This is a genomic window from Allocoleopsis franciscana PCC 7113 (assembly GCF_000317515.1).
GTDB lineage: Bacteria > Cyanobacteriota > Cyanobacteriia > Cyanobacteriales > Coleofasciculaceae > Allocoleopsis > Allocoleopsis franciscana.
In genome coordinates this window covers 251413-274058 of sequence record NC_019738.1, presented here as the reverse complement: position 1 = coordinate 274058, position 22646 = coordinate 251413, and the positions used below count along the sequence as shown (strand labels likewise).

18 protein-coding genes are annotated in these 22646 nt (G+C 45.9%); 13 read left to right on the top strand and 5 right to left on the bottom strand.

The features are described from left to right. Window positions 1-190: 190 nt before the first annotated feature. Window positions 191-403: a hypothetical protein gene (locus tag MIC7113_RS01180; protein ID WP_015180342.1), complete on the top strand. Its 213-nt coding sequence runs from the start codon at window positions 191-193 to the stop codon at window positions 401-403. Between the two features lie 270 nt (window positions 404-673). Here MIC7113_RS01180 and MIC7113_RS01175 read toward each other — a convergent pair whose 3' ends face one another. Beyond that, entirely contained in the window at window positions 674-1969 is a 1296-nt protein-coding gene (locus MIC7113_RS01175) for a chloride channel protein (RefSeq protein WP_015180341.1), read from the bottom strand. Window positions 1970-2051: 82 nt separating this feature from the next. Next, on the bottom strand, window positions 2052-2255 hold the full coding sequence (locus MIC7113_RS01170) for a helix-turn-helix domain-containing protein (RefSeq protein ID WP_226883578.1): 204 nt from the start codon (window positions 2253-2255) through the stop codon (window positions 2052-2054). 271 nt (window positions 2256-2526) lie between these two features. Here MIC7113_RS01170 and MIC7113_RS01165 point away from each other — a divergent pair, with 271 nt between their 5' ends. Continuing rightward, window positions 2527-2784, top strand: a complete 258-nt coding sequence (locus MIC7113_RS01165; RefSeq protein WP_015180339.1) for a hypothetical protein — start codon at window positions 2527-2529, stop codon at window positions 2782-2784. Window positions 2785-2913: 129 nt separating this feature from the next. Here the strand turns inward: MIC7113_RS01165 and MIC7113_RS01160 are convergent, their stop codons facing one another. Next, a complete protein-coding gene (locus MIC7113_RS01160; protein ID WP_015180338.1) occupies window positions 2914-4404 on the bottom strand; it encodes a slr1306 family protein in 1491 nt (496 codons plus the stop codon). Window positions 4405-4718: 314 nt separating this feature from the next. Here MIC7113_RS01160 and MIC7113_RS01155 point away from each other — a divergent pair, with 314 nt between their 5' ends. The 4 genes from MIC7113_RS01155 (at window position 4719) to MIC7113_RS01140 (ending at window position 9844) form a co-directional block, all read left to right on the top strand. Continuing rightward, entirely contained in the window at window positions 4719-6197 is a 1479-nt protein-coding gene (locus tag MIC7113_RS01155) for a CoA-acylating methylmalonate-semialdehyde dehydrogenase (protein WP_015180337.1), read from the top strand. A 199-nt stretch (window positions 6198-6396) separates the two neighbouring features. Continuing rightward, window positions 6397-7560, top strand: coding sequence for a GuaB3 family IMP dehydrogenase-related protein (locus MIC7113_RS01150; RefSeq protein WP_041780323.1), 1164 nt, complete (start codon window positions 6397-6399; stop codon window positions 7558-7560). Window positions 7561-7961: 401 nt separating this feature from the next. Continuing rightward, window positions 7962-8285, top strand: a complete 324-nt coding sequence (gene trxA, locus MIC7113_RS01145; protein WP_015180335.1) for a thioredoxin — start codon at window positions 7962-7964, stop codon at window positions 8283-8285. Between the two features lie 491 nt (window positions 8286-8776). Next, window positions 8777-9844, top strand: coding sequence for an LOG family protein (locus tag MIC7113_RS01140; protein ID WP_015180334.1), 1068 nt, complete (start codon window positions 8777-8779; stop codon window positions 9842-9844). 21 nt (window positions 9845-9865) lie between these two features. On the opposite strand, the gene MIC7113_RS01135 is transcribed toward MIC7113_RS01140, so the two are convergent. Further along, window positions 9866-11206 carry a sensor histidine kinase gene (locus tag MIC7113_RS01135; protein WP_015180333.1) on the bottom strand — a complete coding sequence of 447 codons (1341 nt, stop codon included), beginning with the start codon at window positions 11204-11206 and terminating at the stop codon, window positions 9866-9868. 772 nt (window positions 11207-11978) lie between these two features. Here MIC7113_RS01135 and MIC7113_RS01130 point away from each other — a divergent pair. From MIC7113_RS01130 to MIC7113_RS01115, 4 genes are all read left to right on the top strand, one after another. Then, complete coding sequence (locus tag MIC7113_RS01130) at window positions 11979-13022, top strand: permease (RefSeq protein WP_015180332.1); 1044 nt, start codon at window positions 11979-11981, stop codon at window positions 13020-13022. A 70-nt stretch (window positions 13023-13092) separates the two neighbouring features. Next, window positions 13093-13902: a TIGR03943 family putative permease subunit gene (locus tag MIC7113_RS01125; RefSeq protein WP_015180331.1), complete on the top strand. Its 810-nt coding sequence runs from the start codon at window positions 13093-13095 to the stop codon at window positions 13900-13902. A gap of 127 nt (window positions 13903-14029) precedes the next feature. Then, window positions 14030-14884, top strand: a complete 855-nt coding sequence (locus tag MIC7113_RS01120) for a glycoside hydrolase family 16 protein (protein WP_015180330.1) — start codon at window positions 14030-14032, stop codon at window positions 14882-14884. A 298-nt stretch (window positions 14885-15182) separates the two neighbouring features. Further along, window positions 15183-15887, top strand: a complete 705-nt coding sequence (locus MIC7113_RS01115) for a hypothetical protein (protein WP_015180329.1) — start codon at window positions 15183-15185, stop codon at window positions 15885-15887. A gap of 72 nt (window positions 15888-15959) precedes the next feature. Here MIC7113_RS01115 and MIC7113_RS01110 read toward each other — a convergent pair whose 3' ends face one another. Further along, window positions 15960-16745, bottom strand: coding sequence for a DUF1206 domain-containing protein (locus MIC7113_RS01110; RefSeq protein WP_015180328.1), 786 nt, complete (start codon window positions 16743-16745; stop codon window positions 15960-15962). A 515-nt stretch (window positions 16746-17260) separates the two neighbouring features. Between MIC7113_RS01110 and rplU the strand changes: the two genes are divergently transcribed. The 3 genes from rplU (at window position 17261) to MIC7113_RS01095 (ending at window position 22290) form a co-directional block, all read left to right on the top strand. Then, window positions 17261-17674, top strand: coding sequence for a 50S ribosomal protein L21 (gene rplU, locus MIC7113_RS01105; RefSeq protein ID WP_015180327.1), 414 nt, complete (start codon window positions 17261-17263; stop codon window positions 17672-17674). A gap of 86 nt (window positions 17675-17760) precedes the next feature. Continuing rightward, window positions 17761-18060, top strand: a complete 300-nt coding sequence (rpmA, locus tag MIC7113_RS01100) for a 50S ribosomal protein L27 (RefSeq protein ID WP_015180326.1) — start codon at window positions 17761-17763, stop codon at window positions 18058-18060. Between the two features lie 381 nt (window positions 18061-18441). Further along, a complete protein-coding gene (locus MIC7113_RS01095; RefSeq protein WP_155897895.1) occupies window positions 18442-22290 on the top strand; it encodes an ATP-binding protein in 3849 nt (1282 codons plus the stop codon). The last annotated feature ends 356 nt before the right edge of the window (window positions 22291-22646 follow it).

Here is a 22646-nt window from a genome sequence, read left to right as displayed (position 1 = left end):
GACTCTCAGTCGGTGTCGCTGGGAGTCATGACTCATGCAACGACGACTACTGAAAAAATAAACCCAGCGTTACTTTCTAAGAACTTCGGTACTTTTTTGAGATATTTTTGGAGATTAGGAATTAAAGTAAGATTGCAGGGCAGCAGCAAAGCGCGAACGCATTAATTTCGCTCCGGAGAAAACAGCCAAAATGGAAACAGCCATTGCATTGATTGCCTTTTTTATTATCACGACCCTTGTGATGCCCAATCTTCTGTCCAAGGAAATCATCCTGGGATTGGTTGTCTTAGGCATCATCGCTATTGCACAGCCTACGCTCTTGAATCGAGAACAAGTAATTGCGTTAGTTGCATTTGGCATCTTGTTTAGCCTGATCATTCCCGAACTCATGAAAGGGAAGTAACGTTACCTGGATTGGCATAGGTGTCCTCGTGTGGCAGTGTTTAAATTTAACAACACAGTAATCACGAGAATGTTTAATTACCGTGCTTGTGTCCCCACGGTTACATCGTGGCGGATGGAGACGGTTTTAAGCAGGAAATTATAACCTGTTGCTTTTTCCCATAAATCCTTGTTGGCTAGGCGGATAGCCTATTCCTTACGGGCATAGAGTTGGGGTTTGGGGTCTGGGAGGTTTAAAAGCACGGCATAGCAGACGTGTTTGAAAAAGTTCTCACTCAGCAATTGCTTCTGGATGAGATTTGAGTTGTGAAGTGATCAGGGGCACTTTAGGCGCGAGGAAAAACCCGACTAAACTGGCAAACAAGATGGGGGTGAAAGGGGCAAAATTAGTGAGTTTGGAGAGGAGTAAGGTTGTACTAATCGGTGTGCGTGTCACTGCGGCATTTAGCGCTGCCATTGTGCAAATCATCGCCAAAGCCGGATTCATTCCTGGGATTAAAGCCGCGATCGCCTTACCCAGACAAGCACCCGTGAAAAAGATGGGAATAATAAACCCGCCTCGCCAGCCTCCTGTGACGGTAAGGCTGATTGTCGCCATTTTGGCAAACGCTAAACCCAATAGGAAGAAGACAGGAAAAGAACCATCGAGAACCGCCTCTAACTCTTGGTGTCCAAAATAACGGGTTAGAGGCAAAACAGCCCCAAAACCCCCCAATCCTAAGCCTGCTACAGTGGTTCGCACATAAATGGGGCCGGGAATCTTGGCAAATAAGCGATCGCATCCTCGGAAAATCGCCATAAAAAGCCATCCCGCTATGGCTCCGACGATACCGAACACAATAGCCAGAGCAAAATCATCGATGTTATCGAGGGTGTAATGAGGAAAATGCCAGGTGGGTGCAATTCCGAGTTTGGTAATGGCAGCAAACACTAAGTAACTTGCACAACTAGAGACGATCGCCGGCAGTAAGGCTTCGTAATACTCCACAACGTGCTGATGATGTAAAATCTCTAGGGCAAACATGGCACCGCCCAGAGGTGCACCAAACAGAGCCGTGAAACCTCCTGCCATTGCGGCTAGACTCATGGAGCGAAGTTCTTCACCATCCAGATTGAGGCGATCAGCAAACCACGTGCCAAAAGAACCCGTGACTTGTACTAAAGGGGCTTCTGGGCCAGCACTGCCGCCTGCTGATATGCTCACTAAAGAAGCGAGCAGCATGGACGGATTTTTACGCGCATCCAAGCGTCCGCCGCGAAAGTGGATATTATCGACAATTACCGCAATTTCACCTGGATTTCCTAAAAAATAAATCACAAGGCCAATCACCAATCCCGCTAGGGGCATCACAATTAACAGGCTTGAGCCTGTAAACTGTTCCAGAGCGTGAGTGATGAGTTCCAATATATACCAATACAGTCCAGCGAAAAGACCGCAAGCTGTACCAACCACGGCCCAGCGGATCACCCATCGTGACAGCATGATTGGATTACGTTTGACAAGGCCAAAGAGTTGAGGGAATGTCCAACGGTGAGAGGGTTCAGTGGGCGGCTTTTGAGGTAGCACTGCTTGTTGCCTGATTTAATGAAGTGAAGCAAAAGATACAGAATATATATATTTTTAATGCTAAGGGTTTTATCTCAAAAAGCTAGCGCCGTTTAACTTGGTCGAACGCTTCACACAGTTCCTCAAACGTGCAGCCAAGAAACTCCATTAAAAGCCTAAAGTGCTTTAGCCGTGGCTCCTTCTTGCCATTCTCCCAATCACTAACGGTTGAAACGCTCACGCCCATAGTAACTGCTAGCTGTGCCTGAGTGAAATTGGCACGTTCCCTTAATTGTGCAAGGGTCAATGGTTGATCTCTTTTCGTTTCCATTATAGACTAAAGCAGTTACACAAAAGTCGAAGTACTAAAGCGAGTAAGAGAAGACGACTCGGAAAGCCGCCATCGACGGTTAATCTTAGTTTTCTGCCCTTACCTAGTGTGCCAGAGGAGCGGACAGCTATTGGGCTGAACTTCGCATGGCTGTCTGCTGCCTCATGACTGAGACTTCGGCTTGATTGCAGAAAAAAGCGATCGCGTAAAAGTGCGATCGCCCACACAATCTATCTTCTAATGTCCCATGAAAAAACCATTTTCAGCCAGGTCAACCCGATTTGGCTCAGACACCTTACTAGAACGGCTCCATCCTTGGTGCATCATCCGCCCATTTCCGAATATGCGCTCCAAAATTGTCGGACGCTTCCGCCGCCGAATTGATGCAGAAGGACATCTGCGAGTACTCAAGCAAATGCTCCCAACGGTTCCTTTTGAAATCATGTTCGACGTGCCGATGGAAGAAACGGACGCCCAAGAGATTCAGGAACCACTTCATCGTTGAAACCCCACCCCAGCCCTCCCCTTGGTAAGGGGTATGACGAGAAAAGTTACCCGTTTTTAAACCAAATTTGGACAAAACGCTGGGAAAACATAGGGTGCGTCACGACGCACCCTACCAAAACATTCCCGATTAAACAGCCGTTGCCGCCGTTTCAGAACCCGTCGGTTGAGGCTGAGGCGCTTCCGGTATCAGACGCCCTACCACCTGCTTGACAAATCCCTGCAAAAATGATGTCCTCTGATTTTGTTGGAACACCGCTTGCAGCTTCTGTCCCAGTCGCTCCAGGTTAAACGCTTGCCCCGTAGTTTCGCTAACCTCTTGCTCTTGGAAGTACTCAATCAGACTCAAACCCGCCAATCGGGTTAAATAAGCCGCGCTCACCCCCTGCACCGCTCCCCCGGCAACGTAAGTGAAGGCATTCCCTTTGAGAATACTGCCGATCGCTTGCGTGGAAAGCTCCACCAAACCCAACTTCAGCATCAAACTGCCCAAAGTTTTAGCCGCTGCTTGGGCTTGTTGCAACGAAAACTTTTGCTGATAAATCGCGCCTAAATCACTCACCACCTGAGCACTAATCGCCGCCGTTGCCAGCAAATCCAGCGCCGGAACCGGGTTAGCAAACGCCGCCGCTGCCGCAATCCACTGATACTGCTCAATGATGGGTAAAGCGCGATCGCGTCTGACTTGATTTAATGCCGCTTTCACCTCAGCCTTCAGTGCTGCTGCTTCCCGGATTGTGGTTGCCCAGACTAATTGCCGCTCTTCTTGAGCAATGATGGAACTTAATCGCTCCGTAAGTACCGTCAGATCGGGGGTTTGTTCTTCCATCCACTCTTGCACCGATGCATCAGCCTGATGCTGACGTACTTTCAGGGGGGAAGGATGAGATGCGATCGCAACTACATCCTCTGCTGCCAATCGTCCCGCCATCCGTTGCCGCAACTGTTGCAACACACTGGCTCGTTCGGTGGGTAAATACTGGTCTTGTTTATTAAACACCAGCATTACTCGCTGATTCGCGGCTTTGAGTTGCTGCAAAATTTGAAACTCAGTATCCGTCAGATCGCCTGCCGTGACAAATAACAGCAAATCAGAGGAAAAAGCCATCTCTCTAGCGATAGTTTCTGCGGCAACATCGGTATCCGTGCCCACAAACAAGGCCGGTGTTTCTTTTAAACTCAGAGCTTGCGGCTGTTGATGTAACCAGCTAGACTCCAAGACTTGAACCAACTTGGTTTTACCAACACTCCTACCCCCAGTGACTGCAATTTGTATCTTCTGCCGATCTAACTCTGGGGTTAGCTGAGTCAGTCGTTGCCGTAACTGGGGAAGGGAAGCATGATTTTCGGATTCTGTTTCCAGCAGCTTAATCAGGGTTTGGGCTTTGGCGATCGCTTTTTCCACCGTCTCCCTGTCTACCGGTGCTGCCGTCAGCGACAAATCAAGGTTTTTAGAGGTTTTCTTGCCAAACAACCATAAACCAGCGCCGAGTGCGACGGCACCTAACATCCCAAACTCACCCACTTGACCGACCGAGTCATGAAAACTCTGCAACAGCCAGAGTGACACTGATAAGCCAACTCCTCCCACTAAAATCGGTCGCTGTAAATTGACAGACATCTTTCTCTCCCCAAAGCTAATCCGACCAAGACTCAATCTATTGCAACAGAACGCCTGGTAGGTCTCCCTCTTTCCATGCTAATCCCAGGTGTATCCCCTCTCCTATACTAAGAACCTATCCCAGAATTCATGGGAATAAACAACTGGGTGTGCAGGTATTGATCGCTTAAGCTTCATGTAACAACTCGGTGCAATACCCGATTCAGGACAGGAAAACACTGAGTCTCGCTAAGTGTGCCAAGGGTGCATAAACTCGATCGCTGTTCCTGCTCAAAGGTAGTAGCATCTTTAAGATATGCTCTCTAACAACCGCTGTGTCTTATAAAAATCCCCTACCTAACTACATCAATGGGGAGTGGTGCATCTCCCAAGCGAGTGAATTTTTGAATGTGGTGAACCCTGCTACTGCTGAGGTACTCACTCAGGTGCCTCTGTCACCGAAAAGTGATGTGGAGGCGGCTACCCAAGCGGCTGCTGATGCTTTCAAGAGTTGGCGGCGCGTCCCTCCCACCGATCGCATCCAATACCTGTTCAAACTCAAATTCTTACTCGAAGACCATATCGAAGAGTTATCCCGCACCATTACCCTCGAATGTGGGAAAACCTATGGAGAATCAAAAGCCGAGTGGCAACGGGCGATCGAGAATGTAGAAGTTGCCTGTGGTATTCCCATGCTGATGCAGGGGTACAACTTAGAAGATGTGGCGCGTGGCATTGACGAAATGATGATTCGTCAACCGATGGGAGTGACAGCAATTATTGCTCCGTTTAATTTCCCTGGCATGATTCCGTTTTGGTTCATGCCCTATGCGATCGCTTGTGGCAATACTTGTATTATCAAACCCTCAGAAAAAGTCCCGTTGACGCTACAAAAGGTGTTTGAATTACTCGAAAAAACCGGATTGCCCAAGGGTGTGGTTAATTTGGTGAATGGGGCGAAAGAAGTTGTTGATGCAATCTTAGAACATCCTACAATTCGCGCCATTAGCTTTGTTGGTTCTTCACCCGTAGCTCAATACGTTTATAGCAAAGGGGCGGCACATGGCAAGCGGATGCAATGTCAGGGAGGAGCGAAAAATCCGATTATTATCCTCCCCGATGCGGATATGGAAATGACCACCCGAATTGCTGCCGATAGTGCCTTTGGCTGTGCGGGACAGCGTTGTTTAGCGGCATCGGTGGCGGTTACAGTGGGAGAAGCACGGCATATTTTTACAGATGCGATCGCCAATGCAGCACAAACCAGAGTCGTTGGCTTTGGCTTGGATGATGGTGTACAAATGGGTCCGGTTATTACCTCTCAAAGTAAAGCGCGAATTGAGGGATTAATTCAACAGGGAGCAGATGAAGGGGCGAAGGTATTAGTAGACGGACGAAATCTAAAGGTTTCCGGTTACGAACAGGGTAACTTTATTCGACCCACCATTCTGCAAAATGTAGACCCAAAAAGTGAAATTGCCCGGACTGAAATCTTTGGTCCAGTGTTAGGGTTGATGCACTTGGAGACAATAGAAGATGCGATCGCATTAGTGAATAGTGGTCAATGGGGAAATATGGCTTGTTTGTTCACCAATAGTGGTGCAGCGGCACGGCAGTTTCGTTATGAGGCAGAAGCGGGAAATATTGGGATTAATATTGGCGTCGCGGCACCAATGGCCTTCTTTCCTTTTAGTGGCTGGAAGGAAAGTTTTTATGGAGATTTACACGGTCAGGGACGAGACGCGGTAGAGTTCTTTACGCAAACAAAAGTGGTTGTTGAGCGTTGGCCTAAAAACTGGTCGCGTCAGTTTTAAAGGAGATATGGCTAAAATCCCCCTATATCTGTGTCGTCTCCTCTGTACGATTCAAGCTCCGACCGAAAATCTAAAATGTAGTAGTAGAATAACAGATTCACTCGGGTTTTGAATCTTGTAAGATTGGGCAAATGCCTCAGTCGGTTTTTTCTTTAATTTGATACGCTAACACAAAACGGTTGTGGGAACCTTAGAAGCTGTGGATATTCAAATCGGGCGGGGCAAAAGTGCTCGCCGAGCCTACGGAATCGATGAAATTGCACTGTGTCCGGGGACTAGAACCCTAGACCCCAGTTTAGCGGATACTCGCTGGCGCATTGGCGGCATTGAGCGAGAAATCCCTATCATCGCCAGTGCGATGGATGGGGTGGTAGATGTCCGCATGGCGGTTCTGTTGTCCCAGCTTGGGGCGTTGGGTGTTCTCAACTTAGAGGGCATTCAAACTCGCTATGCAGACCCAGTACCAGTACTTGAGCGCATTGCCTCAGTGGGCAAGACAGAGTTTGTCACTCTCATGCAGGAATTGTATGCTGAGCCAATTAAGCCAGAACTGATTACCCAGCGAATTCGGGAAATCAAAGAGCAAGGAGGAATTGCTGCTGTCAGCGCGACACCTGTTGGGGCGATGAAATACGGCGAGATTGTGGGTAAAGCCGGTGCCGATCTATTTTTTGTCCAGGGAACAGTGGTTTCCACGGCTCATCTCTCCCCCGAATCGGTCACTCCTCTGGATTTGGCCCAGTTCTGCCAAGAGATGCCGATGCCGGTGATTTTGGGGAATTGTGTCACCTATGACGTGGCCCTTAACTTGATGAAAGCAGGTGCGGCGGCTGTAATGGTCGGCATTGGCCCTGGTGCAGCTTGTACCTCTCGTGGGGTTTTGGGTGTGGGTGTGCCTCAGGCTACGGCAGTCGCAGATTGTGCGGCGGCTCGTGACGACTACTACAATGAAACGGGTAATTATGTCCCTGTGATTGCCGATGGCGGTTTAGTAACCGGTGGCGACATCTGTAAATGTATTGCCTGTGGAGCCGATGGCGTCATGATTGGCTCACCGTTTGCCCGTGCTCAAGAGGCACCCGGACGAGGATTTCATTGGGGGATGGCAACGCCTAGCCCGGTTTTACCACGGGGCACACGCATCCAAGTAGGTAGTACGGGGACCTTGGAACAAATTCTCGTTGGCCCTGCACAACTCGATGACGGCACCCACAACCTTTTGGGGGCGTTAAAAACCAGTATGGGTACCTTGGGAGCCAAAAACCTCAAGGAAATGCAGCAAGTTGAAGTGGTCATTGCCCCTTCACTGCTGACGGAAGGCAAAGTATACCAGAAAGCTCAGCAGTTAGGAATGGGTAAATAGTTGCCTCAGATCGATTGGCATCGCGCTGCTGCTAGCAGATTACGGTTGAACCCTGGATCTGGGAAGAAAAAAGTTACTCGGTTTAAGGCTTACGCCTATCCTTAAAAATTTTTAGTATCCCCTGATGAGCCATAGAAAAACTATGGCTGTCGCTTACAATAGAGAGAGCGGAGACGCATGTTTCCGTTCACTCCTCACACCACACTCCGCCCGACTACGTTCGGGCGGTTCCTTTTTTGGCTAAGGATCTGGCATGAATTCATAATTTATGAAAATCATCAAATGCTTTTCTTGGATGATTTATGTCTAAATATATACTTTTTTTCATGTCTTACCTGCGTTTTGGCTGTGGTAGAATTCCATAGATACATAGAACAAAGTACACGCAAGGATTTCCAGGCATGTCAGCAGCCGTACAAGTTACAGACGCCAGCTTTAAGCAAGACGTACTTGAAAGCGACATTCCCGTCTTAGTTGATTTTTGGGCTCCCTGGTGTGGTCCCTGTCGAATGGTTGCGCCTGTCGTGGATGAAATTGCGCAGCAATACGACGGTAAAGTCAAGGTTGTTAAACTCAACACAGACGAGAATCCTCAAATAGCTAGCCAGTACGGTATCCGCAGCATTCCCACCTTGATGATTTTTAAGGGGGGTCAGCGCGTAGATATGGTAGTGGGTGCCGTTCCTAAAACGACTCTGGCGAATACGTTAGAAAAATATATCTAATTTATCGGTAGCGGCAGTAAGCGTTAGCGTAGCAGATTACGACAGCGCCAAAGTCTCAGCGATCGCCACGAGGGTTAGCGTATAGACGCCAAGGAAGTCGAATCCAGCGTAAGCTACACCATAGACTTATTGCTAAGCGCATCCAACTAGCACCTGTACGCCAAGCCAAACACCTCCTAGCTACATTCAATACAGCACGGCAAACAAAATTGACGACTGACTGAAGAGTCAACTCAAATGTGAGTCTAAAGTCAAACTCTCATCAATCAAGTTGCCGTATTTTTCCACGCACTCTACAGCTAGAGGCATCAGACTCTAGACATAATTTAACAACTTCGGTAAAGCGCCTTGAGCCATTAAGGCTTAGGTGCTTTTCGAGTTGAACTTTAGAGAGTCAGGGAGCCATGCCGAAATAATGTGTCAAAAGATACACATCCTCCCCATGGCTGTTGCAAATCTCGATAAAATAGAGAGCCATTAGTTAATCATTTATGGCTCAATCTGCTCCAGACCCTGCCCTTAAGTCACTTCAAACACAATTAACGGCACTGATTGACCAACTACCCACTTTGCAACATGGGAAATGGATTCAACGGGCGCTATCCGTGCTATTGCGACTGGCTGGAGAGGAAATCGATCGCTTGGACTGGAAAATCTTAACCGCTTCCATACAAGATATGGATCGGGCGTTTCAAGTTTTTTATCCCTATCGGCATGTTCGGAAAGTCACGATTTTCGGTTCAGCCCGCATTACTCCCGATGCCCCGGAATACAAGCTGGCATCTGAGTTTGCGCGTTATTTAGTGCAGCAGGGATTTATGGTGATGACCGGTGCAGGTAGTGGCATTATGGAAGCCGGCCACGAAGGCGCAGGCCCGGAAATGTCTTTTGGCTTGAATATTCAGTTACCCTTTGAGCAGGGGGCAAATTCTTTTATTCAAGGCGACCCCAAGCTGATTGATTTTAAATATTTCTTTACACGCAAGTTATTCTTCCTTCGGGAAAGTGATGCGATCGCACTTTTTCCTGGTGGCTTTGGTACCCAGGATGAAGCCTTTGAGTGTTTAACCCTTTGCCAAACGGGGCGAAGTGGGCCAGTGCCTTTGGTATTAATTGATAAACCCGGTGGCAACTACTGGCAAGACTGGGATGCTTATGTTCGCAATCATCTCATTCAAGGCGGTTTAGTCAGTCCGGAAGATACAAGTCTTTATACGGTCACGGACGACTTAAATGTGGCTTACGAAGCGATCGATAGCTTTTATCGACTCTATCACTCCAGCCGCTACGTTGGCGATCGATTGGTGATTCGCCTCAAATCTGAGTTATCAGATGACCAAGTTGAACAGCTCAATGAGAATTTTAGCGACATTTTGGTCAAGGGTCGGATTGAAAAAAGTAAGGCTTTACCTCAAGAAACCCCTGACGAAACCACTGACTTACCTCGCCTAATTTTGTACTTCAACCAACGAGACTCTGGGCGTCTTTATCAGCTACTCGCCACTATTAGCCAGATGGGTGCATCTTCTCCGGCAGCAACTCATCCAGAACTTAAATAATAGGGTGCATCCGGAAATAGTTTACTCATAATCCAGGGGCAGTAGAACCTGAAATTCTGTGCCCTTGTCTGGCTGAGAACACAAGAGTAATTCCCCGCCATGTTTCTGAGTAACAATTTGATGGCTAATGGTTAACCCTAAACCGGTTCCCTTGCCCACCGGCTTTGTTGTGAAGAACATTTCAAAAATCCGCTGTTGAATTTCCGGTGGCATCCCTTGACCATTATCCATAATCCGTACCAATAGCCATTCTGCCGCCGATCGTTCGACAATTTCAGTGCTAATCTCAATCAGAGGTTGCCCTGCCGAGTTACCCCCTGGTTGCTCACATCGCTGATCGGTGAGCGCATCAATGGCATTACTAATCAAATTCATGAACACTTGACTGAGTTGACCGGAGTAGCAATTGATCAGCGGTACCTCTCCATAAGTTCTTATAATCTTAATACCTCCTTTGTTCAGGCGGTTATTTAAAATGATTAAAGTATTCTCAATACATTCATGAATATCTGCTGGCTGACGCTTGGTTTCACTCAAGTGGGAGAAGTATTGCAAGCCTCCGACAATTTTGGTGAGTCGTTCTGACCCCGCTCCCATACTGTTCAAAATTTTGGGTAAATCTTCTAGGATAAACTCAATATCAGAGTCTTGTTTTAGCTCAGCGAGGCTATCAGATATGTCGGTTATCTGAATTTCATAAGCGGACAAAACCGCCATCAGTTTTGTACAGTAGTTAGAGAGGAATTCAAAGTTACAGGTAATACAACCAACCGGATTTTTAATTTCATGGGCAATGCTGGCAAGCATTTGCCCCAGAGTCGCCATTTTTTCTGTTTGAATGAGTTGAGCTTGAGTCTGTTCGTTCAGTAACTGGGTTGCCAATTCATGAATATTGGATTGAGCTACTAACAACTGATGCACATCAAGCAAGCGGTATGTTCCCACGCCCAGTTCAACCACAATTGGTTCATAGAGCATTTCAGCGGGGCGTTGTAACGAACGGCGAGCAGCTTCCACAATTGGTGTCTCACCTTGGAGCCTCAAAACCTCTGCACTCGCAAAGCGATACAACGAATAGAGAGGGCGCTTCAAAAATAATTCCAGTCCATAAGGGCGGCTCATTTGTTCCAGAAAGCGACGCCGCGAAATCATGCCCACAAACTGATTGTGCTCCGTAAGAATCACTCCTGGTAACAACGGATTTTGTTGAAAGGTTTGAGCAACTTCCTTACCTGGATGAGAACATTCAACCTGACAATCGTAGAGTGATAGTTCTTGGAGCGTTGACTCTAGGCGCAGATTATGATTTTTGGGCTGGGGTGGGACGGGTAGCTGTGTGTAGGGTTCCGTTAAGGCAACCATAAGAAAATCCCCTGGATTGACATCATTTGTATCAGAATAAGCCGATTTTAAACTTTAATTTAACATTGAAGTTTGATATTCAAGCCAGGTGTTATAGCATTTAGTTATTTCAAAAAGTGTAGCCTTAATTATCTCTAAGGTTACTAACCCTAGGTTAAATTTGGGTTATCCTTAATCAGAATTTTTCTGTCTTAATACAAGACAAAAAATATACAAAATTGAAAAACAAACTTTAGAGAAAAAACCGATGAAATGTGCTTCTATAGGAGAAATTTTAGCTGATGCAAGAGAAGACGAGGGATCAGCGAATTAACATTTTTTGCCCAAGCAACTGCCTTGTAGTCAGGGCTTCACTCTTGGGAACAGCTCTGGTCGGTGACGTGAAGGCCAGAATTAAAACAAATTTTTCCCTACCCTAACAAGCTACTCATTCAGTGAGCGCTTGAGTACACCCTGCATAGCACCTGCCACTTTCTGCAAACGTGGTCTCTAGCCTGATGACCTTAACTGTCATTGTACCCTTAAAGAAAATCAACATCACCTATAATCAGCCCAGTTTTAGACTTGCACTTCCACAAGATGACACTTCCTTTAGCCATCACACCCAGCAAAACCCTCCCTTTTAACCTGATAGTCAAGCCTGTTGTTGCAACTTTTGTGAATTTATCTGTGTCAGGGAGTGCATTAATTGAATAAAGAGTAATATTCTTTTTCGATACAATGGCGAAACTCGCCTCCCTACAGGGAAAATACCATCCGATAAGCCGAACGCATGAATCAGTTGAACAACGCCTTTACCTTATTCTTGAGCTTGCTGGTCGAAGCCATCCCTTTTTTGCTCCTAGGGGTTTTGCTCTCCAGCTTACTGCTCTTTTTGGTCGAGGATGAGCGCAAACTCATGGAATCATTGCCTCGAAACCCATTGTTAGGGGCGATTGTGGGCAGTTTTGGGGGTCTGTTCTTCCCGGTCTGTGAGTGTGGCAACGTGCCAGTGGCACGCCGTCTGCTGCTTCAAGGAGCACCGACCCCTGTGGCGATTGGGTTTTTGCTGGCATCACCAACAATTAATCCGATTGTGATCGCTTCAACCTATATAGCGTTTCGAGACCAACCCGAAATTGTGGTGTTGCGGGTACTATTTTCCTTAGGGATTGCGGTTGTGATTAGCTGTGTTTTCAGTGTTCAGGCTGACTTACGTCCCCTGCTGCAACCGATGACCACTCGCTCTATGGGGCAACCTGCAAGCGAACGAACACCAAAGGGAAAAACGGCCTCTGGCAATCAAGAGTCAAAACCCGCGCTGTTACAATCCGGCTCATTTTTACTCGGTGAACCCGGTGCTCCTGTAAGGATGGATGCGACGGTTTTACAAGCAACATTATTGGGTACCAAACCCCGTAAACCGTTACGCTACAAACTGCGTTTAGTCTTAGAAAATACGGTGCAAGAGTTGCGGGAGTTAGGAGGAGTCTTAGTTTTGGGAAGTGCGATCGCCGCAGCCATTCAAGTCGCCGTCCCCCGTGAAGTCATCCTCAGCCTAGGCCAAGGGCCAGTTACGTCGATTCTGGCGATGATGCTGTTGGGAACCATTGTGTCCATTTGTTCCACCGTGGATGCATTCTTTGCCCTCGCCTTCGCCTCAGCGTTTACTAGTGGCTCGTTGTTAGCTTTTCTAGTACTCGGTCCGATGATTGACCTCAAGGCGATCGGTTTGATGTTATCGGTGTTTAAGCCAAGGGCAATTTTTTATATCTTTGGTCTAACGGCACAGTTAACATTTTTGTTGACCTTGTTTGTTAATCTGCGGATTAGTTAATGTTTGCTGTAGGGTGAACTGATTTAAATCTAGCTTTTGCCATTCAATCTTTTAACTACAACCGAAGTTTATGAGTTCCAATCAAACTTCCAGACGGCCTCGGAAGCAGCGCCCTCAATTTCAAAACCTTTTTCTCCCCCTATTAGATATTTTGGCTCTGGCAGCTTGGGGTATTTTGATGCTCAAGTACAAGCTAACGGATCAATTAGGTTTGTTGATTCACAAAAATTACTTTGCGCTGGTTGTTGCCACGGGTATTGCTCTCTTAATACTGGCAGCGTTGAGAACATCCCAGTTGGTTAATCAGATGCGTCAACAGGCCGCAGGAAGGGTACCGATGATGCCGGTGGGTCAACACATTAGCTTATTTCCCCCCGGATGGAGTACGACTCTGCTATTAGCGGCTGCTATTTTGGGGTTAGTTATCAAACCACAAGTGTTTGCGAGTCAGACGGCCATTCAGCGAGGTGTTACGGAATCGGTCACTATGACACGAACGCAACCCCAGTCTTTTAAGAGTAACAGTAGACCAGAGGAACGATCGCTAATTGAATGGGTACGAACGCTTGCAGTTTATCCCGAACCGGACGCTTATACGGGTCAGGCGGTGAAAGTCAAAGGCTTTGTGGTCTATCCTCCAAATCAGCCCTCACAATATCTGTTAATTTCTCGCTTTGTGATTACCTGCTGTGCGGCAGACGCTTACCCTGTTGCATTACCCGTCAAGCTTAATGGCAATCGCGATGCTTATCCCCTTGACAGTTGGCAAGAAGTGGAAGGTCGAATGATTACCGAAACTCTGGATGGAAAACGCCAACTTGTGATTGAGGCAACTTCCCTCAAAAAAATTGCCAAACCAGCTAATCCTTACTATTACTAATCCAATTTGCTATACTCGCCTAAGTTCATACGAGAAAACCTCTAATGGAATAGACCGTGTGAAAACCTATTTTCATACGCTCCTAGTTTAACAAGCTGTTCGTTGAGCAAGGCTCAAAGGGGAGTTCATGCCATTCATATTAAGCAATAAAATTCGATATCTCGGACTTTTATTAGTGCTTTCGCTCCTGATGGTGTTGATTATAAACACCCCCTTGATCGCTCAGAGCAAACCAAGTTCCATCCAACCGAATTGGACTCTTATCTGGAGTGATGAATTCAACGGAACCAGCGTCGATACGACCAAGTGGAATATCATCGACCGTATTGGCGATATCAACAATGAACTGCACTATAATACGCCGGATGCTGTTTCCGTAAGTGATGGTTACCTCGTGATCAAAAGCGACAAGGTAGACCTTGGTGGGCGAGCATACATTTCTGGTAAAATCAACACTCGGGGCAAGTTCGACTTCACCTATGGTCGGGTAGAAATTTGTTCGCAGCAGGCTGCAACTCAAGGACTGCTTTCGGCTGAGTGGCTATTGCACTACCAAGACACCGGTGATAGCGCCTCTCAATATTGGCCGCCAGAGTTCGACGTAGTGGAGGTATTAGGGAAAGATTCGTCCACTGCTTACCAGTCCGTCCACTATGGCATCTGCTACCATTGCCGTTGGCCTAGTAAAGCCTCTTCTACGACGAAGATCAACGGCTCAAACTTTACCTCGAAGTTTCATATCTTTGCCCTGGAATGGGAACCAACAGAGATTCGGTGGTACATTGACGGGCGCTTGACTAAGGCATGGACTACGCCTATCACTACTGATGATCCGCCAATAATTGATGAGCCAATGCAAATCATTTTAGGTACCGCAGTTGGCGGGAATTGGCCTGGTTCCCCTGATACCACAACAGTGTTTCCCGCCTACCACTATGTTGACTATGTACGGGTATACCAGCGCACTGCACGTAGTCGGTAGGTTTTCTTAATCTGCTTTCAATCTAGTTGTTTTTATATTGTTAAATATAGAACTTACGCACTGCAACGAAATCTCCTTGTTCTAATCGTTGTTTAAGAAGCTGAAAGCCTCATCCAGCCGTTGCAGAAGGGGCTGAGTGCGTAAGTTCTGAAATTTATTCCTCTAGCCGAATTGGATGTTGCTTTCTTACTCGCTCCCCCTAACCTAAAAAATTCCGGAAAACGCCTTATCACTCTTGTTGCTGTTGCTTAGGGAAAACTCTGGCTAAAACTCACGTTAGGTTCTAGGTAGCAGGTAGATGATACAACGTCAATCTCAAGCGACGAAATCTTTTAGCGTCTTAATTGGCCTCTTACGCGATCGCAGCGCATTTTTGGAAGAAATTCGTTCCGGTGCCAAGCTGAGCAGCAAGAGTACGGCTCTACTCATCTGTAGTTCCATCTTTTTTGCCCTCTATGGTGCGATTATTGGCTCATTTAACGGTTGGGCACAAGCTTTATCCTCTGCCGTAAAACTTCCTTCACTCTACTTAATTACCCTAATCATTTGTTTTCCTACCTTATACTTTTTCAATATTCTGTTTGGTTCGAGGAAAACGGCGGGACAGCATTTTGTCATGCTTCTCACGGCTGCTTCTGTGATTAGTGTTTTATTGTTTAGCTTTGCGCCAATTTCTCTATTTTTTCTAATTACAACCTATAATTACCAGTTTTTTAAATTGTTGAATGTTGGCATTCTTGCTGTTACTGGCTTGATTGGAGTGAAGTTCCTTTATCAAGGGATGCAGCTATTGTCCAAGGAGGATGAGGAAGGGCTAAAAACTCGGATGAGTATTTTACGCTTTTGGTTGTTTCTTTATGGTTTTGTGGGTACACAGTTGGCCTGGACATTACGACCTTTCTTTGGCAAACCCGACTCGCCGTTTGAATTATTTCGTGAAATGCAGGGAAACTTTTATTTAGATGTTTTTCAAGCCTTGGGAGAAATTTTTGGTACTCGTTAGGTGCGGGTCACTGACCTGCACCCAATCGCGAAATCTAAATTCTTTAAACTCCCCTTGAATGATCAGCTTAATTCAGGCATTGATCCGGCGATATCGCGCCTGTACCCCCATATGAATGCCATAAGCCACCAGGCCAAGAGCAACAATTCCTAACAGCCAAGGACCATAGGGCTGCTGTGCTAGAGATTGCAGTGCTCCATCCAGTCCTCGTGCTTGGTTTGGATTAGACTGGCGTGCAGCCTGTAGCAAGAAAAAACCAGTGATCACGAAAACAACGCCTCGTGCTGCCACCCCAAATCGACCCAAGCGCGTCGCCCAAGTTTCTTCGGTAGGACTCATTTCCTGCAACTTCAGATGTTTACGGAATTTGGCTTTGTAGGCTTTATAAAATTGGTAAAAGCCAAGACCAATGACTAATGCACCACCAAGGCCAACTAACCATTGACCAAAGGGTTGTGACATCAAGCGTGCTGTCCAATCTTGAGTTGAATTACTATTACTGCTACTAGCACTCGAACCCATCGCTAGCCGAATGGCACTCAAGGCTAAACTGGCATAAATTATTCCACTGATTGCGGCACCCAATCGCTTTGCCAAACCTTCAGCATCATGGCCTTTGTGTTCTGGGTCTTGAACGGCTTCAACGAATCGCCAAATTACATATCCAATTAAACCTAATGCTATTAACGCTAACAAAAATTTTCCAAATGGTTGTGCGGCAATTGCGCCAAGAGCACCTTTTTGATCGGTCGTTTTACCACCTGTGCCAAAGGCGGCTTGTACTGCCAACACTCCAATAATTGCATATACAATTCCCTTGGCGGTATAGCCCAATCGCGCTAGTCTTTCCACCCACATATTTCCCTCCTTAGAGACTTTGCAGTAACCTTGCAAGTTACTCAACAAAAGTGGAAAAGCAACCCCGAACAGGTCAACTGTTCTGCCTCGCGCTTGATGTTATATGTGCAGATTACCAGTCACTAACTGATGAGTACATCTATCTCAATGCTGAATTGTTACCTATCTAATTCAGTACTTTGAGCATCTATCCCTAATAGAGAATAATTTTTTGAAGAAAGACGCAATTAGACATTAGTGATTTTTTTGTTGGTTTGGATTTGAGTTCCATCGAAGCGTAACGCTCTGGAATCGTAGCGAAATCCGTCGCCAGTGCCTTTAAAATTTAGATGCTGTTGTCCGGCTGACCTGAATTACTTGACATATAGCCCAATAATCAAGGTAAGATGAGAGATTGTCTGCTCTTACCTGCTCGGATCAGGTTGAGACATATCAAAAGCTGGAAAAGATGATTAAAGCGTCTTTTGCGCCTGATCAACCAGCTACCTGTACGGCAACCCTTCAAGGACAATCCCATGAGTTATGCAATTATCGAAACCGGTGGTAAGCAACTGCGAGTAGAACCCGGTCGCTTTTACGACATTGAACTGTTAGCTGTTCAACCCGAAGAAAACGTCACCATTAATAGCGTTTTGCTCGTTCAGCATAATGGTGAACTGACAATCGGTCGGCCCTTCGTTGAAGGTGCAGCCGTTGAGGGCACGGTGCTGCGACACTTTCGCGGTCGCAAAATCCTCGTCTACAAGATGAAGCCCAAGAAGAAGACTCGCAAGAAGCGGGGACATCGGCAGGAAATTACCCGCCTGATGATTAACTCAATCAGTATGAATGGTTCTGTTGTCGCTTCTTCTTCACAGGAGCAAAACGAGACACCTGTCACAACTGAGGCACCCAGCACCGAGGAATCCACCGAAGCTACTTCACAATAGAAATAGGCTTCAATCCTAGTAGGGGTGGGCATGGGTTACACCTCTACGATTTAAGTTGACTGTAAACAACACTTACTCAGGACATTATGGCTCATAAGAAAGGAACAGGTAGTACTCGTAATGGTCGTGACTCGAATGCTCAACGCCTAGGTGTTAAACGCTTCGGGGGACAGGTCGTCAAAGCTGGTAACATCTTGATCCGTCAGCGCGGTACCAAGTTTCACCCAGGTGTCAATGTGGGTCGCGGTAGCGATGACACCTTGTTTGCGCTGATTGATGGCGTCGTCACCTTCGAGAGAAAAGATAGAAGCCGTAAAAAAGTTAGCGTTTACCCTGTTGCGGCTCAAGTGCCTGCGGAAGCAGAAATGGCAACTGCTGAGGCTTAAATTTCTTAACTCGTAATTTTTGCTGATTAACAGCAAAAGCACCCTTCATGGGTGCTTTTTTTGTCGTAAATTTTTAAGAAATTTTGAAACAGATGAAGGGGGTCATTGCTGGGCTGGGCAAGCGACAATGGGAGTTGGGGCATCGCAGCACATGATCAGGGATGCTGCACAAATTCTGTGAATAGTGTACTTAGACCATCTCGCTTTTGATCTGCTAAACATCGCTCCGCCTATCTGTTGGTTAAAGCTCTGGCTTAACAAGGGGGAGAAAGAAAAGGATCTGTAGCAAGTCTCTAGAGAATTGGTATGAATCACTGCATAGTGTAAGTCCTGCCCTCTCTTAGGCGCTCCTAATTCAGAAGCGCACTGATGCACCCCCCGATGTCACGACAATCTCTAAGCCGCTTATTTGCTAAGGTTTCCGGAAAAGTTCCCTTGCGGACTGTCCTAATTGTCCCCTTCGTTCTGCAAATTGTTGGGGCAGTAGGCCTTGTGGGGTATCTTTCCTTTATGAACGGGCAGAAAGCGGTAAATGACCTCGCCACCCAATTACGCAGTGAAATTAGCAATCGCATCGATCAACATCTCGATACTTATTTTGCTACTCCTCATCAGATTAATCAAATTAATTCCGATGCGATTGAGTTAGGACTGCTGAACCTTAATAACTTTAAAACGACAGGACGCTACTTTTGGAAACAAATGCAAGTGTTCCAGGTTGGCTACATTTCCTATGGCAACACCAAGGGTGAATTTATTGGAGTTGAACGCATAGAAAATGGTAAGCTGCTGATTAATGAACTTTCCCAGTCTAACCCCGGTAAACTCTACATTTACGCCACAGATAACCAGGGAAATCGCACGGAACTCCGGCAAATCAAAGACTGGAACCCACATACAGAGGCTTGGTATACGGATGCTATAAAAGCAGGTAAACCCCTATGGAGTCAAATTTACCAGTGGGAAGATCAGCCGGATATTATATCGCTCTCTGCGAGCTATCCAGTCTACGACAAGACGAAGAAAATTGTAGGCGTTCTTAGCATCGACCATCTCCTTTCTCAGATTAGCCATTTTCTGGCTAACTTAAAAGTGAGCCAGTCGGGAAAGACCTTTATCCTGGAACGGAACGGTTTACTGGTAGGTAGTTCCACTAGCGAACGACCCTTCAGAGTTGTTGATGGTAAAGCCCAGAGATTAAAAGCATTAGATAGTAAAGATGCATTAATTCGATTAACAACCCAATATTTGAAAGACCATTTTGGTAACCTGAGTAAGATTAACAAGAGTCAACAGCTCAATTTCCAGATTGCGGGACAGCGCCAATTTATCCAAGTTACCCCTTGGCGAGATCAGTTGGGTCTAAATTGGCTGATTGTGGTCGTTGTGCCAGAAGTCGACTTTATGGGGCAAATCAACGCCAACACCGACACCACTATTGCATTATGTTTGGCGGCATTAGTGATTGCCATCATTTTCTGCATTCTTACGGCGCGGTGGGTGACAAGACCCATTTTGCGCTTAAACGCAGCGGCTAAAAATCTTGCTCAAGGCAAATGGGAGCAGTTGATAGAAATAGAACGCTCCGATGAACTAGGAGAACTCGCTAAGTCATTTAGTACGATGTCAGGGCAGTTGAAACAGCTATTTACAACTCTCGAAGCTAATAATGCCGAAATGAAAGACTTAAATGAGGCATTGCATGAGAGTGAAAATCGACTGGCTCAATTCCTTGATGCGGTACCCGTCGGCGTGACAGTCCACGATGCAACAGGCAAAATTTGCTATGCCAATACTACGGCTCAAAGTATATTAGGCAGGGGCATCATTTCAGAAGAATCACCCGCTCAATTAGCAGAGGTTTATCAAATCTATCTCGCCGATACCGATCAATTATGCCCCCTAGAACGCCTACCAGCATTGCGAGCATTAAACGGCGAAAGTTTGACAATAGATGATTTAGTTATTCATCGAGAAGAAAAAATTGTTCCGGTGGAAGCGAGTGCCACACCAATCTTTGATGAAAAGGGTGCAATCGCTTATGCCATTGTTGCCTTTACGGATATCACTAAACGCAAACAATCGGAGGCTGAACGGATTCATTTTACTGAAGAATTGGAACTAAAAAATCAAGCATTACAGCACCTCGATGAACTCAAAGATGAGTTTTTAGCAAATACCTCTCATGAACTTCGTACACCTCTCAACGGCATGATTGGCATCGCTGAGTCAATGCTGGATGGAGCCACGGGAGAACTTTCTGAACTTCAACAAAAAAATCTTTTACTCATTGCTCAAAGCGGACGCCGCTTAGCCGCCCTCGTCAATGATATTCTCGATTTTTCAAAACTGAAACACAAAACCATTGAACTGCAACTGAAACCCATAGGGATGCGAGAAATTGTTGAAGTAGTTCTTAATCTGAGTCAACCCCTAATTAAAAACAAAAATTTACAGCTTATTAATGCCATTCCGCCTAATCTGACTCCAGCCGAGGCTGATGAAAATCGCTTACAACAAATTTTGTACAACTTAGTTGGAAACGCGATTAAATTTACCGATACTGGTATTGTAGAGATTTCGGCTAATTTGCAAGTGGGAGAAGAAAAAATTGAGATGGGCAATACCGGAATTCATAGCCTTAGAAGACCTCAGATTCAAATTACTGTCTCCGATACTGGTATTGGTATTCCAGAAGACAAACTCGACCGAATTTTTGAATCTTTTGAACAAGCGGATGGTTCCACGGCACGTGAATACGGCGGGACTGGCTTAGGGCTAGCTGTTACCAAAAAACTGGTGGAGTTACATGGAGGCTCGATTCATGTTGAATCAACAGTAGGGGTAGGTTCACGCTTTACGTTTACTCTAACAGCAGCATTGGGTCAGTCGTCAGAACTCAATAATCTGTCTTATTCGTCTTGCCTGTTGCCTGCAATATCTAAACTTAATCAAGAAGAGAGTATCCAACCCTTACAAATAACCCAAGAAGACCAAGGACAACAATTCCAAATTATGATTGTGGATGATGAGCCAGTCAATCTTCAGGTACTCATCAACCATCTATCGCTGCAAAATTATGCCATTACTCAGGCTAGCAATGGTATAGACGCATTAGCAATGATTGAACAGGGTTTCAAACCCGATATCGTTTTGCTCGATGTCATGATGCCGAGAATGACGGGTTATGAAGTTTGCCAAAAACTCCGTGAAAAGTTTCCTGCTTATGAACTTCCGGTTGTGATGTTGACCGCGAAAAATCAAGTCACTGACTTAGTGGAAGGGTTTAGTGTCGGCGCTAATGATTATTTGAGTAAACCTATCTCTAAAAACGAACTTTTAGCTCGGATTAAAACTCATCTAATCCTCTCAAACCTCGCCGTTGCTTATGGTCGTTTTGTGCCTCATCAATTCCTGCACTTATTAAATAAAGAAAGTATTATTGATGTTCAATTGGGCGATCATATCCAGAAGAAAATGTCTATCCTATTTTCGGATATTCGTTCCTTCACGACTCTCTCAGAGAGCATGAAGCCGGAAGATACTTTTAAGTTTATTAATGCCTATCTATCTCGCATGGAATCCGTCATTGTCGAAAATCAGGGGTTTATTGATAAATACATCGGCGATGGGATTATGGCTTTGTTTAGCGGCAGTGCTGATGATGCCGTTAAAGCTGGAATTACCATGCTGCATCGGCTCACAGAATATAATCAACATCGCGCCAATTCTGGGTATATTCCGGTCAGAATTGGTATTGGCATTAATACAGGTTCTTTGATGCTAGGAACGGTAGGGGGAAAGAATCGAATGGATGGTACGGTGATTAGTGATGCGGTCAACATCGCCTCGCGCCTAGAAACCTTGACCAAATATTATGGTGTATCCTTATTAATCTCTCATCATACTTTAGCGAATTTACAACACCCAACGAATTATCGTATCCGCTTTATTGAACAAGTTAAAGTGAAGGGGAAGTCTCAAGCTGTAGCGGTCTTTGAAGTTTTTGATGGAGATGAGCCAGAAATTCAAAAGGGAAAGTTAGCCACAAAAATGACATTTGAACAGGCTGTATGGCTCTACAATCTAGGTTTAAAGAATGAGGCGGCACAACTGTTGAAAGGTGTTTTGAACGTTAACCCAAGGGATAGAGTGGCTCAAATCTATCTGGAGCGTTGTCAGTCGAGAGTTTCCTACGAAGGCGATGAGCATTCCACGCCGCTAGGCTAATTTTCCGCTGGCTGTTATCCTCAAACTTTATACTAAGTTGCAGTCAAAGGGAGTAGATAGAAGGACAAGGGGGACAAGGGAGAGAAAGTACTACGTATGAAGGCATCTCGGTATTAAAAGCTGAAGATAAAGGAAGCAATAGGAGAAATTTTATGAAGACAATGACCTCATAATGTAACAAAATATAAACCTTACGGAGCGACCAATCGAGGCAAAAGCCTCTAATCAGCCGAATACAGGCGTTGACTGCTAACCAAATTACATTCTAGTCACCCATCAAATTTAACAGAATGTAACCTATTCTGAGAGTAAGACGAGAAAACGAAGCTTTAAACTGTTAAGACATTGCCCATGTC